This is a genomic window from Streptomyces sp. CWNU-52B (assembly GCF_047444975.1).
Lineage (GTDB): Bacteria > Actinomycetota > Actinomycetes > Streptomycetales > Streptomycetaceae > Streptomyces.
The window spans coordinates 305,994-320,199 of record NZ_JBLFJV010000019.1; the positions used below are offsets into that span (position 1 = coordinate 305,994).

Genomic DNA, 14,206 nt, shown 5'->3' on the forward strand with positions numbered 1-14,206 from the left:
TCGGGCCCCGGACGATTCGTATCCGTCCCTGGTCAACGTCCCGTGCGTGAAAGGCGTTCCCCTGCGGGGGCTGCTTCCCCGGGCGGATCCTCCCCAGACGCTACCTTCTGGCCGAGCCCCCGTCCCGTGGGGGCCGCCCGGTGTGCCGGTATCGTTGCCGGCGGTCGGCCGCTTCGTAGACTTCCCCGTATCCAGGGGCGCGAAGCATTCGTACGACCGTACAAAGGCACTCCCCGAGAAAGGGCCCCGTCGTGGCCAAGGCCAAGCGCCTCGTCGTGCTGGTCTCCGGATCAGGTACGAATCTGCAGGCTCTCCTCGACGCGGTGGCGTCGCAGGGAACGGCCGTCTACGGAGCCGAGATCGTCGCCGTCGGCGCCGACCGCGCGAACATCGCCGGTCTGGAGCGCGCCGAGCGTGCCGGGCTGCCGACCTTCGTCGTCCGGGTGAAGGACCACGCCACCCGTGACGAGTGGGACGCGGCACTGGCCGAGGCCGTCGCCGCGTACGCACCGGACCTCGTCGTGTCGGCCGGGTTCATGAAGATCGTGGGCAAGGCGTTCCTGGCCCGCTTCGGCGGCCGGTTCGTGAACACCCACCCGGCCCTGTTGCCCAGTTTCCCGGGGGCGCACGGCGTCCGTGACGCCCTCGCCTACGGCGCGAAGGTGACCGGGTGCACCGTGCACTTCGTCGACGACGGCGTCGACACCGGCCCGATCATCGCCCAGGGCGTGGTCGAGGTCCGGAACGAGGACTACGAAGACGATGGTTCCGCTCTCCATGAGCGCATCAAGGAAGTCGAGCGAAGGCTGCTCGTCGATGTCGTGGGGCGGCTCGCCCGCAACGGCTATCGCATTGAGGGACGAAAGGTAGTTATCCAGTGACCGCCGAGAGCACAGGCACGGCCGCGAGCCCCCAGGACACGCAGCGCACCCAGGCCGGCGAGAGCGGCGCGGAGGAGACCAAGCGGGTCATCCGGCGCGCGCTCGTCAGTGTCTACGACAAGACCGGACTCGAGGAGCTGGCCCGCGGTCTGCACGCGGCGGGCGTCGAGCTGGTCTCCACCGGCTCCACCGCCGCGCGGATCGCCGCCGCCGGGGTCCCGGTCACCAAGGTCGAGGAGGTCACCGGCTTCCCCGAGTGCCTGGACGGCCGCGTCAAGACGCTGCACCCGCGCGTGCACGCCGGCATCCTCGCCGACCTGCGGCTGGAGTCCCACCGGGAGCAGCTCGCCGAGCTGGGCGTGGAGCCGTTCCAGCTGGTCGTCGTGAACCTCTACCCGTTCCGGGAGACGGTCGCCTCGGGCGCCACCCCGGACGAGTGCGTCGAGCAGATCGACATCGGCGGGCCCTCGATGGTCCGCGCCGCCGCCAAGAACCACCCGTCCGTGTCCGTGGTCACCAGCCCCGAGCGGTACGCCGACGTGCTGTCCGCGGTCCGTGCCGGGGGCTTCGACCTGCACGCCCGCAAGCGGCTCGCCGCCGAGGCGTTCCAGCACACCGCCGCGTACGACGTGGCGGTGGCCTCCTGGTTCGCGAGCGCGTACGCGCCCGCCGACGACTCGGGCTTCCCCGACTTCGCCGGTGCGACCTTCGAGAAGCGCAACACCCTGCGCTACGGCGAGAACCCGCACCAGGGCGCCGCCCTGTACGTGGACACCGCGTCGAGCGGCGGCGGCCTGGCAGACGCCGAGCAGTTGCACGGCAAGGAGATGTCGTACAACAACTACACGGACACGGACGCCGCGCGCCGTGCCGCGTACGACCACGACGACCCGTGCGTCGCGATCATCAAGCACGCCAACCCGTGCGGTATCGCGATCGGCGCGAACGTCGCCGAGGCGCACCGCAAGGCGCACGCGTGCGACCCGCTGTCGGCGTTCGGCGGCGTCATCGCCGTCAACCGCCCGGTCTCCAAGGAGATGGCGGAGCAGGTCGCCGAGATCTTCACCGAGGTCATCGTGGCGCCGGAGTACGAGGACGGCGCGCTGGAGGCTCTCGCCAAGAAGAAGAACATCCGTGTGCTCCGCGCCCACCAGGGTCCGGCGGCGCAGGTGGAGATCAAGCAGATCGACGGCGGCCGGCTCCTCCAGGCCGCCGACCGCCTCCAGGCCGACGGCGACGACCCGTCCTCCTGGACGCTGGCCACCGGCGACGCGCTCTCCGAGGGCGAACTGGCCGAGCTGGCCTTCGCGTGGCGGGCCTGCCGGGCCGTCAAGTCCAACGCGATCCTCCTCGCCAAGGACGGCGCCTCCGTCGGCGTCGGCATGGGCCAGGTCAACCGCGTCGACTCCGCCAAGCTCGCGGTGGAGCGCGCGGGCGCCGAGCGCGCGCGGGGCGCCTTCGCGGCCTCGGACGCGTTCTTCCCCTTCCCCGACGGACTGGAGATCCTGACCGCGGCCGGCATCAAGGCCGTGGTCCAGCCGGGCGGTTCGGTCCGCGACGAACTGGTGGTGGAGGCGGCGAAGAAGGCCGGCGTCACCATGTACTTCACGGGGACGCGGCACTTCTTCCACTGAGTCACGTCTCCACCGAGTCACACACGCGCAGCGGCGGCCTCCGGCCCTCCCCCGAAGGAGCCGGAGACCGCCGCCGGTCCAGGGGCGTCAGCAGGTGGGCAGGCCGGGGACCGGCTCCCAGTTGTTGCCGCCCGAGACCTTGGTCGCCGGGAACCAGCCCCAGGCGTGGTGGGTGCTGCCGGTGTCACCCTGGGTGTAGAGCCACCAGTCGTTGCGGGCGCTGCCGACGGGCGGGTTGGGGAAGCCAGGGTCCTTCGTCTGGCAGACGAACCAGTTGTCGCCCGCGTACAGGTCGCCGATGTCGTTGCGGTACCAGATGATGTCGCCGCTCTGGTAGTTGTGACAGTAACGGGCGGTGTACGAGCGGCCGTCGGGGTCCGTCTTCGTGCCGGCGTTGCCCCAGCAGCCGTTCGGTGCCGCCGACGCGCCGGCCGGAGCCATCATGATCGCTCCGGATGCCAGTACCGCCGCCGCTCCGAGTGAGGCGAGAGTGCGCTTCATGGTGAGTGTCCCTCCTGGCGATGCCACCCCCGTAGGTGGACGACTCCACTCTCGTGCGGACGGGCGGGGGAGCGGTACCTCGGAACTCTCAGGGTCACTTCTTGCCCGGGGGCGTGTATTCCTTGAGTTGGTGAGCGACGCGGTCGGCGTAGGAGCGGTACTTCGGGGGAACACCGGCCGCGCCGTTCACCTTCGCGTAGGACGTCCGGTACGCCGTGGCGATCAGTACCCGGCGGTCGCCCGGCAGGTCGTCGTCCAGGCGGGGGGCGATCCAGCACAGGTAGCGGCCCATCGCCGGGATGGACTCGGCAGGAGGGAAGGGCGGCTTGGGCACCGACTCGGCGGGGGTGCCGTCCGCGTGCATCCACCAGCGCAGCACGCTCGGCGTCCAACGCGCGATGCCGTACTCGTCCTTGGCCGGATCGGAGAGGTCCGGGTCGAAGTCGCTCTCGACCTTCAGCATGGCGGCGATCAGGGGCGGGGTGACATCGCCTTGAGCACAGTCGTGCGCCGTCTCGACGATCAGCAGGCGGTACGCCGAGGGGATACCCCGGTCGGCGCGCAGTTCGGCGGAGCCGTACGAGGCGGCGGTGACGCCCTTCGTCTCGGCGCCCCGGCTGCCGGCGTCGGTGTCCCCGGTGCCGCCCACCCACGTGCTGATGCCGTATCCGAGTGCGGAGGCGGCGAGGGTGGCGGCCGCGGCGGCGAGGGCCACCGCCGTGCGGCGTCCGGGTCCGACCCGCGTCCTCGGCAGGCGGGAGGACAGCCGGGAGGGCAGTCGGGGGGACCGGCCGGTACCGGCCAACGCCGCGACCCGCCGCAGCAGTTCGTCCCCGGAGATCCGTTCCGTGTGCGTCCGGGCCAGACAGGTGCGTACGAGCTCCCGCCAGCCGTCCGGGAGTTCGGGGGAGAGCCGCAGCTCGTCCGTGCCGCGCGCGTAGCGCACCGCGGCGTCCCGGCGGGCCGAGGGGGTGCCGCCCGGCAGGGGGAACGAGTCCGTCAGGACGAGGTGCGCGAGGACCCCGAACGCCCACACGTCGGCCGAGGGTCTCGTCTGCCGCCCGCGCTCGCCGATCTCGGACCAGAGCATCTCGGGCGGTGTGTAGTCGGGCGTGGAGAACGCCGGCGTGTAGGCGTGGGTGCCCTCCAGCTCGGCGGCCATGTTGAAGTCCGCGAGCCGGGCCGAACCGTCGTCCATCAGCAGGACGTTGGCGGGCTTGAGGTCGCCGTGCACCCAGCCCGCGCTGTGCAGCTGGGTCAGCCCCTCGCAGATCTGCGCGAGCAGGGCGGGCCCGTGCGGCGGCCGCGGAGAACGGGTCAGGAGCCCCGCCAGGGAGCCCGCCGCCCGTTCCAGTACGAGGACGGTGGCGCCGTCCAGTTCCGGGCGGTCCGGGTCGTCGACCGTGAGGGTCTCGTACATGCGGATCAGCCGGGGCCGCTTGAGCCTGCGGTGCAACTCCAGCTCGCGCTCGGTCAGTTCGCGCAGGTGGGCCAGTTGTCGCGGCGTACCCGTGCCGGTGGGCAGGAACTTCAGCGCGGCCGACTGCGGCAGTCCGTCGCCCGGCCGGACCCGACGGGCCTCGTACACACTCCCGAACGCGCCCGTGGCGATGGGCTCCCGTACCTCCCAGGACCCGACCCGGTACCCCTTCGGTACCGCCACCGCGTACGCCTCGGTCACCGTGCCTCCCGCCGCACCGGCGTCGCCAGGACGGACAGGTCGTCCTCCCGCACCAGGTCGAAGCGGAGCGCCAGGGACACCAGGGACTCCTTCTTGCCGTTGAGGCGCGGGCCGCTGTCCGCCGTCTCCGGGCCCGGCTTGAGGCGGAGCTTCACGGCGAGATAGTCGATGTTCCACTGCACAGAAGTGCGGGACGCGGCCTGCCAGTTCGGGCGTAATCGGTCGACGACCTGGTCCACCGTGGGCAGCGGGGCGTGCGGTTCACCGCGCAGGCGGGGTTCGCAGAGGGCGGCGAGGACCGCGAAGTAGCGTTTCGTGCGGTCGACGGAGAAGGCGGGCGCGGTCGTCGTACCGTCCAGACCCTGCGGGGACCGCAGATAGTCGTGCCGGGGTGCCCACACCTCGACGGGCAGCAGGTCGCCCGCCGCCGGCAGGACGATCCGCGAGAACTCGAAGGGGATCGGCGCGTCCAGCCGGCCGGGACCCACCTTGATGTGCTCGCCCGCGCCCTCCGGGTTCTCCACGACGTACGTCTGGTGGGACGAGAGATTGCTCAGCGTCCAGAAGGTGCCCTGCGCGGTGATCTCGCCCGCCTTGCGGGACACGCCTTCGTGCGCGATCGCGAGTTCGTTGCCGCTCGCCGAGCGGCCGAACGCCAGCCGCTCGCCGGGGGCCAGCCGGAGCCGGGAGCTGTCGGGTCCGCCGCGCTCGCGCTCCGTGGCCGGTGGAGGTACCACGATGATGCTGTACAAGGTTCGTTCTCCCCGTCCCGTGTTCAGCTGTGGGATCAGGGTAGGCGGACGCGCCAGGGCCGTGTCCCCTCTGGGCGGGTGGAACACGGCCCTTGGCATGAATGGCGTGAACGCGTCGTTCCGGAGCGGGTGTTCCCGGGGATCTCCTGACCGGCGTCAGCCCTTGACGACCACCGAGCTGCACACCTTGTCGGCGAACGTCTGCTTCTTGGCGTCCCACAGCGGCCACAGCCAGCCGATGTAGCAGGCGACGCTGTCGAGGAAGTGCGCGAGGCGGCGGACGAACGCCATGCCGACACCGAGCGGCCTGCCGTCGATCTCCCGCAGCAGCCGGATGCCGAGCGCCTTCTTGCCGATGGTCTGGCCCGTCCTGCCTTCCTGGACCAGCATCCAGATGGCCACGCCGATGATGGCGACGAAGGTGATGAGACCGAAGATCGCCGCTGCGGAGTCGGTGCCGATGGCCGCCCCGATCACCGCGGGGAGGTAGGCGACCAGGAGGACGAGCCCGTCCACCAGCGTCGCCAGGAACCGCTGACCCCAGTGGGCGTACGGGGGCATGCCGCCGTACATCTGCTGGCTGGGGTCGGGGTAGCCGGGGTACTGCTGGCCGGGCTGCTGCGGGTAGCCGTAGCCCTGCTGGGGCGGCACGCCCTGCGGCGCCTGCGGGTAGCCGTAGCCGGGGGGCGGCTGCTGGCCCTGCTGCGGGTAGCCGTAACCCTGCTGGGGGTTCTGCGGCTGTCCGTACGGGTCGTTGGGCTGGGGCGGGCCGAAGCTCATGGCTGATTTCCTCCGTTGCGCATTTGGGGACGGTGCGGATGCGCGCGGAGGAACATCATGATGTGAGCGGTTTGCCCCCCGGTGCCGGCCGCAGTACTGCGTTTTTCATCGTTCTATCGAGGGCGAGTTCTTGTCCAGCCCGCAGAATCATGTGTTGTGCAGCTGCAACCTGCGTGATCTCCGGCCAGGGCCCGATTGGAACCGGGACCCCGTCATCCGCGAGGATGGGCACATGACCGCCCAGATTCTCGATGGCAAGGCCACCGCAGCCGCGATCAAGTCCGATCTGACCGTCCGCGTGGCGGCCCTGAAGGAGAAGGGCCTCACACCAGGACTCGGCACCGTCCTGGTGGGTGACGACCCCGGCAGCCAGAAGTACGTCGCGGGCAAGCACCGCGACTGCGCGCAGGTCGGCATCGCCTCCATCCAGCGCGAACTGCCCGCGACCGCCACGCAGGAGGAGATCGAGGCGGTCGTCCGTGACCTCAACGAGGACCCCTCCTGCACCGGTTACATCGTCCAGCTGCCGCTCCCCAAGGGCATCGACGAGAACCGCATCCTGGAGCTGATGGACCCCGACAAGGACGCGGACGGGCTCCACCCGATGAACCTCGGCCGTCTCGTCCTGAACGAGCCGGCGCCGCTGCCCTGCACCCCGAACGGTGTCCTCACCCTGCTCCGGCAGTACGGAGTGGAGATCAAGGGCGCGGAGGTCGTGGTCGTCGGCCGTGGGGTGACGATCGGCCGGTCGATGCCGCTGCTGCTCACGCGGCGCTCGGAGAACGCGACGGTGACGCAGTGCCACACCGGTACGCGCGACCTCGCCGCGCATCTGCGCCGGGCCGACATCATCGTCGCGGCGGCCGGTTCCGCGCACCTGATCCGCCCGGAGGACGTGAAGCCGGGGGCGGCCGTCCTCGACGTGGGGGTCTCCCGCAACGCCGAGGGCAAGATCGTGGGCGACGTCCACCCCGGTGTGGCCGAGGTCGCCGCGTGGATCTCGCCGAACCCGGGCGGGGTGGGCCCGATGACCCGCGCCCAGCTGCTCGTCAACGTGGTCGAGGCGGCGGAACGCAGTGCCGGCTGAGCGGGAGCGGCCGACAGCCCCGGCCGACGCAGTGTCCCCGACGGAGAGCGGGACGCCGACCGAGCCCGACGTTCCGGCTACGCCTGGCGCCTCGGCTGGATCCGGCCTCCTGGCTGAGCCCGTGACCCCGGCTGGGTCCGGGGCCCCGGCTCGTCCCGGCGTTCCGGCTGGGTCCGGCGCCTCGGCTGAGCTGGAGACTCCGGCTGGCTCTGGGAGCCTGGCTGAGGCGTCGGCTGAGGGCGATCCCGAGGTCTCAGCTTCGGCCTCGGCCTCGGCGGGGACCGGGACGGGGGATGAAACGGAGACCGGGAGCGAGGCTTCGGCCGGGACCGGGGGCCCGGCCAAGACCGGGACGTCGACACCGACCCCGGTGTCGGTTCCGGCCTCGGCCGAGACCGGGGCTGGGGCTGGGGCGGAGACCGGGAGCGAGGCTTCGGCCGAGGGTCCGGTCAGGACCGAAGCGCCGGCCTCGACATCGGCACCGGTGCCGGAACCGGCGTCGGCGCCCGGCTCGGCTTCGGGCTCGGCGTCCGAAGGTGACGACTCCGCCGAGCCGGCTGATCCCGCCGACTCGGCAGACGCCGCCGTTCCCACCGGCCCGGCCGAGCCGGCCGATGCCGCAGGTTCGGCGGAGCCCGTCGAGTCGGCCGACTCGACTGACGCCGCTGATCCCGCAGCCCCGGCGGAGCCCTCGGTGGAGCCCACCGTTCGGGATGCCGTCAGTGCGCCCGGTCCCGACGGGGAGCCCCGGCGGGTCACGCGGCGCTTCCCGCTCTTCACGCGGGACACCGCCCGGCCCGAGGGCGGCGGCAGGGCGGCCCCCCGCGGCGCGCCCGCGCCCGCACGGCAGTGGCCGATTCTCACGGTCACCGGCCTCGTCGGGCTCGGGCTGCTGCTGACCGCGCTCGACGCGTTCAAGGTCGGCACCCTGCTGATCGGCCTCGCGCTGCTCGCGGGCGGCGTCATGCGCTGGATGCTGCCCGACGTCGGCATGCTCGCCGTCCGGTCCCGGTTCACCGACCTCGTCACGTACGGCGTGCTCGGGGTGACCATCGCGCTGCTCGCGATGATGGCGCAGCCGCACCCCTGGCTGGTGCTTCCGTTCCTCGACGACACGTTGCACTTCACGATCAGGACGTGAGCGGCGGCGACGGTTCCGGCGTCTCCCGGGGGCGGGTGCACACTGAATGACGGAGGAGGAGGGCGAGGGGGGAGCATGAGCGACTGGCAGCCGCTGCCGACGGAACTTCCGTCGGAGGTGCGGCACTTCGTGGAGCAGTTACGGGTGCTCAAGGACCGTACGGGGCTCAGCCTGGTCGCCCTGGCCGAGCGCACCGCGTACAGCAAGTCCTCCTGGCACCGCTACCTGAACGCCACCCAGCCCCCGCCCCGGCAGGCGGTCATCGCCCTGTGCCGGGTCGCGGGCGCGAGAGCCGATGCGGAACGGTTCGCCGTGCGCTGGGAACTCGCGGTGCGGGTCTGGCCGCGCACGATGCCCGCCCCGGCCGCGACGGGCGGCGCCCCGACGGGTGACGGCGTGCCGGGTGGCGGCGCCGCGGAGGTCGCGTCCACGGAAGGCGGGTACGAGGACGATCCGACGCTGCCGTGGTGGGACCTGCTCGGCGGCGAGACGTCCGACTCCGGCTCCGACTCCGGTTCCGAGCCCGTCGCCCCCGCCCGTGACTCCTCGCACCGGCTGCTCCTGTACGCCCTGCTCCTCGTCCTCGTCCTGCTGCTGGTCGCGGTGGCGGGAGCCGTCACCCTGTCGTGAGGCGGCCGCGACGGCGGCGGCCGTGGACGGTCGACGATCCGACCTGTCCCCGGTGGGCGAGTGATCCCCCTGAAGGCACAAGTGGCGCGTGATATCGCGCATGTGTTCCCTGTGTGTCGATGTCTTGACAAGTTCAAGGATGTATGTAGATCACCTCCGGGACCATGGATAACGTGGGCAATAGGGACACCCCGGGGCGTCCCCGTGGACCGGACGGGCCATCTCGTCAGCCGAGAGGCAAGTCGATGGGACACTGGACCGCAGACCAGCGGGCATGCGACGGTGCATGCCCACAGGCCCGAATGCTCCCGTGTGCACCCCCCTCCCGGGAACTGAGATCCTCACTGGGCGCATCCCTGTGGGTAGCCGGAACGGGGACTCGGCAGAGGGCTCGACGCGCGGGAAAAGCCAGCACGTACGGGGGGAAAGAGGGGGGTAGCAATGCCTCGTTGGAGGGCCTTGCCGGATGAACTCGATCCGCAGGTCAGGGAGTTCGCCAGCCAGTTGCGCCGACTCGTCGACCGCGGTGGACTGAGCATCGCCGCCGTGGCCGACCGCACCGGATACAGCAAGACGTCCTGGGAGCGGTATCTGAACGGCCGCCTGCTCGCGCCCAAGGGCGCGATCGTGGCGCTGGCCGAGGTGACCGGGACCAATCCCGTCCATCTGACGACCATGTGGGAGCTTGCCGAGCGGGCCTGGAGCCGTTCGGAGGCACGCCACGACATGACCATGGAGGCGATACGGATCTCCCAGGCGCGCGCCGCACTGGGAGAGTTCGGACCGACTCCGGCCAAGGGGGGACGGGACGCGAAGCAGGCGCGCGCAGGGGGGAGCGCGCCGGCCGCGCCCACGCCGGGTATCGCGGGTCCTGCCGGAGTGGTCCCCACGGTGCCGCCGCAGAATCCGGGTCCGGCGCGGGAGGACGAGCACAGAACGCCGTACCGTGCCGGGGCCTCCGGCGGTGAAGGCGGGAGTGCGGGTGCGGGTGCGGGTCCCGGTTCTGGGTCCGGTTCCGGTTCCGGTACGGGTGTCCGTGGTGGCGGTTGGGGAGTCGTCGCCTCGCCTCCGGGAGGGGCCGGGGCCTCGGGTGCAGGTTCCTCCGGGTTCGGTCCGTCGGGAGCCTTCGGGCCCAACGGTTCGGCCGGTTCCGCCGTCCCCAACGGTCCTGCGGTGTCCGCCGGTTCGGCCGGGGGGCCGCCTCAGGACGCCCGGCCCGCGCCGGGCGGTCCGAGCGACGGGCAGCGGCGCAAGCGGCGGCTCACCATGTTCCTCGCGGGGGTCGTCGCCGCGCTCGTGGTGGTGGCCGTGGCCGTGTACGTCACGAACTCCGCCGGTGGCAAGGGCGGCAACGAGGCCAAGCCGACCCCGAGCCCGACCGTGAGCAAGGAACTGCCGGCCGGTGTCGAGTGCAGTGGCGCCGACTGCACGGGCAAGGACCCGGAGAACATGGGCTGCGGCGGGACGCTGGCGCAGACCGTGGAGAAGGCCGTTGTCGGTACCGCCCAGGTCGAGGTGCGCTACAGCGAGACGTGCGGGGCCGCGTGGGCGCGGATCACGGCGGCCGCGGCCGGTGACTCGGTCCGGATAACGGCGGGTTCGGCTGCCGGGCAGACCGCCGAGGTCGACACGGACACCGATGCGTACACGCCGATGGTCGCGGTGAAGAGTGCCACCGGGGCGAAGGCTTGCGCGACGCTTCAGTCGGGCCAGGAAGGGTGCACGAAGTAGGGGCGTAGGGGCGTAGGGGCGTAGGGACGTGAGGAATGGTCGCCGTCGTTCGGGGCAGGCGGTCCATACCCCCCACGGGATTCCGGTGATGGTTCGGCCGGTGCCCCACTTGGCGGTCGTCGGCCCACTCTCCCGGATCGACGGCCGCCTTTGCCCTCCGGGGGGTGGGAGGGGTGGTCGGGCTGTTCCCCGTGCTCCTTGGAGGCGGGGCTGCGCCCCTTGCCCCCTTGTTGCCCCCTTGCCCTTGCGCCTTGCCTCTTGGGGCCGGGTGTCGGGTGCGGGTCGTGTGTGGCTGGTCGCGCAGTTCCCCGCGCCCCTTGAGGGCGGGCTGCGCCCGCGCCCCTTGGGTCGGGTGGGGGGCTGTGGGGCGGGCCACAGTGGCCCGGACGTTCGGGATCGTGGATGCGCGATAGCCTGGCCGCTGGATCTCTCTTGACGCCAAGAGATCGATCATCGGAACCGATGATCGATCATCGAAGCGCCAGGGCCGGGATTCCGTACCCCGGGGCAGGGACGCCCCACCGTCAGCTGTCATACGGAGAACGCCATGACCCGCACTCCCGTGAACGTCACCGTCACCGGCGCGGCCGGCCAGATCGGTTACGCCCTGCTCTTCCGCATCGCCTCCGGCCAGCTGCTCGGCGCGGACGTGCCGGTCAAGTTGCGTCTTCTTGAGATCACGCCGGCGCTGAAGGCCGCCGAGGGCACCGCCATGGAGCTCGACGACTCCGCCTTCCCGCTCCTCCAGGGCATCGAGATCACCGACGACCCGAACGTGGCCTTCGACGGCACGAACGTCGGTCTGCTCGTCGGCGCCCGCCCCCGCAGCAAGGGCATGGAGCGCGGTGACCTCCTGGAGGCCAACGGCGGCATCTTCAAGCCCCAGGGCAAGGCCATCAACGACCACGCCGCGGACGACGTCAAGATCCTCGTCGTCGGCAACCCGGCCAACACCAACGCCCTCATCGCCCAGGCCGCCGCCCCGGACGTACCGGCCGAGCGCTTCACGGCGATGACCCGCCTGGACCACAACCGCGCGCTCACGCAGCTCGCGAAGAAGACGGGCTCCACGGTCGCGGACATCAAGCGACTCACCATCTGGGGCAACCACTCCGCCACCCAGTACCCCGACATCTTCCACGCCACGGTCGCCGGCAAGAACGCCGCCGAGACCGTGAACGACGAGAAGTGGCTGGCCGAGGAGTTCATCCCGACCGTCGCCAAGCGCGGCGCGGCCATCATCGAGGCCCGTGGCGCCTCCTCCGCCGCCTCCGCCGCGAACGCCGCCATCGACCACGTGTACACCTGGGTCAACGGCACCGCGGACGGCGACTGGACCTCCATGGGCATCCCGTCCGACGGTTCGTACGGTGTCGCCGAGGGCCTCATCTCCTCCTTCCCCGTCACCACGAAGGACGGCTCGTACGAGATCGTGCAGGGCCTCGACATCAACGAGTTCTCCCGCGCCCGCATCGACGCGTCGGTGAAGGAGCTGGACGAGGAGCGCGAGGCGGTCCGCGCCCTCGGCCTCATCTGAGCCCCGCGCTCGCCTGAGCCCCGCCGCTCGCCCGAGTTCCGCGTTCGCACCGAGCGCCGTTCTCCACCGAGCACCGTTCTCCACCGATCCCCGGACAGCCGTCCGGGGATCGGTGCGTTCCGCCGCCGACGGCGCTTCCTGAAGCCTTTTCCGTGACTCCGCGCACTTCCGGCGTGGCGCGCGCATGTATCGCGGGCCTCGGGGCAGGTGGACCCGGCCCCCGAGAGTGACACGCGCGTGACGGCAGAGGGGCACGGAACAGGACGGAAGGCAACACCGAAGATGTCGGGACAGCAGCAGGCGGCACACCACGTGGCAGCGGCACACCAGACGCAGCACACGATCCATGTGGGCGGGGAGTGGCGTGCGGCCGCCTCGGGCGACACGCGGGACATCCTCGACCCGGCGGACGCGAAGCCCTTCGCCGAGGTCTCCGAGGGCGGCGTGCCCGACACGGACGCGGCCGTCGAGGCCGCCCGGGAAGCCTTCGACCACGGAGTGTGGCCCCGGACGCCCGTCACGGAGCGGGCCGCACTGCTGCGCCGCGTCGCCGACCTCCTCGTCCGCGACCGCGAGCCGCTCGGGCTCCTGGAGAGCCGGGACGCGGGCAAGACCCTGGAGGAGGGGCGGGTCGACATCGACTGCGTCGCCGACGCCTTCCGGTACTTCGCCGACCTCGTCGTCGGAGAGGGCGGCGGACGGGTCGTCGACGCCGGCTCGGACGACATCCACAGCGTCGTCGTACACGAACCCCTCGGCGTCTGCGCGATGATCACGCCCTGGAACTACCCGCTGCTGCAAGCCAGTTGGAAGATCGCACCCGCCCTCGCCGCGGGGAACACCTTCGTCGTCAAGCCCAGCGAGATCACCCCGCTGACCACCGTCGCCCTCATCGACCTGCTCGTCGAGGCCGGGCTGCCCGCCGGAGTGGCCAACATCGTCACCGGCCCCGGGCACAGCGTCGGTGCCCGTCTCGCCGAGCACCCGGACGTCGACCTCGTCTCCTTCACCGGCGGGCTCGCCAGCGGTACGAAGGTCGCGCAGGCCGCCGCCGTCACCGTCAAGAAGGTCGCCCTCGAACTCGGCGGCAAGAACCCCAACGTCGTCTTCGCCGACGCCTGCGCCACCGCGGAGGGCTTCGACACCGCCGTCGACCAGGCCCTGAACGCCGCGTTCATCCACAGCGGCCAGGTCTGCTCGGCGGGCTCCCGGCTCATCGTCGAGGAGTCGGTGCGCGACCGCTTCGTCGACGAACTGGTGCGCAGGGCCGAACGGATCCGGCTCGGCCGCGGCACCGAGGAGGGCGTCGAGTGCGGCCCGCTCGTCTCCGCCGAGCAGCGCGAGAAGACCGAGGACTACGTGGCCTCCGCGCTCGCGGAGGGCGCGGTGCTGCGGACCGGCGGCGCCCGCCCCGACCCGTCCGCCGAGCGCCCCGCCACCGGCTACTTCTACGAGCCGACCGTCCTCGACCAGTGCCACCGCGAGATGCGCGTCGTACGGGAAGAGGTGTTCGGGCCGGTCCTGACCGTGGAGACCTTCCGCACCGAGGACGAGGCCGTCGCGCTCGCCAACGACACGGAGTACGGGCTCGCGGGCGGCGTCTGGACCACCGACGCGGGGCGTGCCCGGCGCGTGGCCGGACGGCTGCGGCACGGCACCGTCTGGATCAACGACTTCCACCCCTACCTTCCGCAGGCGGAGTGGGGCGGCTTCGGCAAGAGCGGGGTCGGCCGCGAGCTCGGGCCCGCCGGGCTCGCCGAGTACCGCGAGACGAAGCACGTCTACCAGAACCTCGCTCCCAAGCCGGTCCGGTGGTTCGCGGGCTGACGACGCCCCCCGTCCCGGCCCCGT

The 14,206-nt window shown here is 71.7% G+C and carries 12 protein-coding genes; 8 read left to right on the forward strand and 4 right to left on the reverse strand.

The window, feature by feature from the left end; all coding sequences use genetic code 11:
- The first annotated feature begins 251 nt into the window (after nucleotides 1-251).
- Both purN and purH read left to right on the forward strand, forming a co-directional pair.
- Nucleotides 252-881, forward strand: a complete 630-nt coding sequence (gene purN / locus ACLVWQ_RS19170; protein ID WP_414110095.1) for a phosphoribosylglycinamide formyltransferase — start codon at nucleotides 252-254, stop codon at nucleotides 879-881.
- 89 nt (nucleotides 882-970) lie between these two features.
- Entirely contained in the window at nucleotides 971-2,515 is a 1,545-nt protein-coding gene (purH, locus tag ACLVWQ_RS19175; protein ID WP_414110388.1) for a bifunctional phosphoribosylaminoimidazolecarboxamide formyltransferase/IMP cyclohydrolase, read from the forward strand.
- An 87-nt stretch (nucleotides 2,516-2,602) separates the two neighbouring features.
- On the opposite strand, the gene ACLVWQ_RS19180 is transcribed toward purH, so the two are convergent.
- The 4 genes from ACLVWQ_RS19180 to ACLVWQ_RS19195 form a co-directional block, all read right to left on the reverse strand.
- Nucleotides 2,603-3,016 (reverse strand): hypothetical protein, encoded by a 414-nt coding sequence (locus tag ACLVWQ_RS19180; RefSeq protein WP_414110096.1) that lies wholly within the window; start codon nucleotides 3,014-3,016, stop codon nucleotides 2,603-2,605.
- Between the two features lie 94 nt (nucleotides 3,017-3,110).
- Nucleotides 3,111-4,697, reverse strand: coding sequence for a serine/threonine protein kinase (locus ACLVWQ_RS19185; protein ID WP_414110097.1), 1,587 nt, complete (start codon nucleotides 4,695-4,697; stop codon nucleotides 3,111-3,113).
- A complete protein-coding gene (locus ACLVWQ_RS19190; RefSeq protein ID WP_414110098.1) occupies nucleotides 4,694-5,449 on the reverse strand; it encodes an FHA domain-containing protein in 756 nt (251 codons plus the stop codon). The genes ACLVWQ_RS19185 and ACLVWQ_RS19190 overlap by 4 nt, the downstream gene beginning before the upstream one ends.
- A 156-nt stretch (nucleotides 5,450-5,605) precedes the next feature.
- Nucleotides 5,606-6,229, reverse strand: a complete 624-nt coding sequence (locus ACLVWQ_RS19195; RefSeq protein ID WP_414110099.1) for an RDD family protein — start codon at nucleotides 6,227-6,229, stop codon at nucleotides 5,606-5,608.
- 232 nt (nucleotides 6,230-6,461) lie between these two features.
- Between ACLVWQ_RS19195 and ACLVWQ_RS19200 the strand changes: the two genes are divergently transcribed.
- The 6 genes from ACLVWQ_RS19200 (at nucleotide 6,462) to ACLVWQ_RS19225 (ending at nucleotide 14,182) form a co-directional block, all read left to right on the forward strand.
- Entirely contained in the window at nucleotides 6,462-7,316 is an 855-nt protein-coding gene (locus tag ACLVWQ_RS19200) for a bifunctional methylenetetrahydrofolate dehydrogenase/methenyltetrahydrofolate cyclohydrolase (protein WP_414110101.1), read from the forward strand.
- Nucleotides 7,317-7,800: 484 nt separating this feature from the next.
- Complete coding sequence (locus ACLVWQ_RS19205; protein WP_414110103.1) at nucleotides 7,801-8,457, forward strand: DUF3017 domain-containing protein; 657 nt, start codon at nucleotides 7,801-7,803, stop codon at nucleotides 8,455-8,457.
- Nucleotides 8,458-8,532: 75 nt separating this feature from the next.
- A complete protein-coding gene (locus tag ACLVWQ_RS19210; RefSeq protein ID WP_414110104.1) occupies nucleotides 8,533-9,087 on the forward strand; it encodes a helix-turn-helix domain-containing protein in 555 nt (184 codons plus the stop codon).
- A gap of 441 nt (nucleotides 9,088-9,528) precedes the next feature.
- Nucleotides 9,529-10,818 (forward strand): DUF2690 domain-containing protein, encoded by a 1,290-nt coding sequence (locus tag ACLVWQ_RS19215; RefSeq protein ID WP_414110106.1) that lies wholly within the window; start codon nucleotides 9,529-9,531, stop codon nucleotides 10,816-10,818.
- A gap of 547 nt (nucleotides 10,819-11,365) precedes the next feature.
- Nucleotides 11,366-12,355 carry a malate dehydrogenase gene (locus tag ACLVWQ_RS19220; protein WP_414110107.1) on the forward strand — a complete coding sequence of 330 codons (990 nt, stop codon included), beginning with the start codon at nucleotides 11,366-11,368 and terminating at the stop codon, nucleotides 12,353-12,355.
- Between the two features lie 312 nt (nucleotides 12,356-12,667).
- Nucleotides 12,668-14,182, forward strand: coding sequence for an aldehyde dehydrogenase family protein (locus ACLVWQ_RS19225; protein ID WP_414110108.1), 1,515 nt, complete (start codon nucleotides 12,668-12,670; stop codon nucleotides 14,180-14,182).
- Nucleotides 14,183-14,206: the final 24 nt, after the last annotated feature.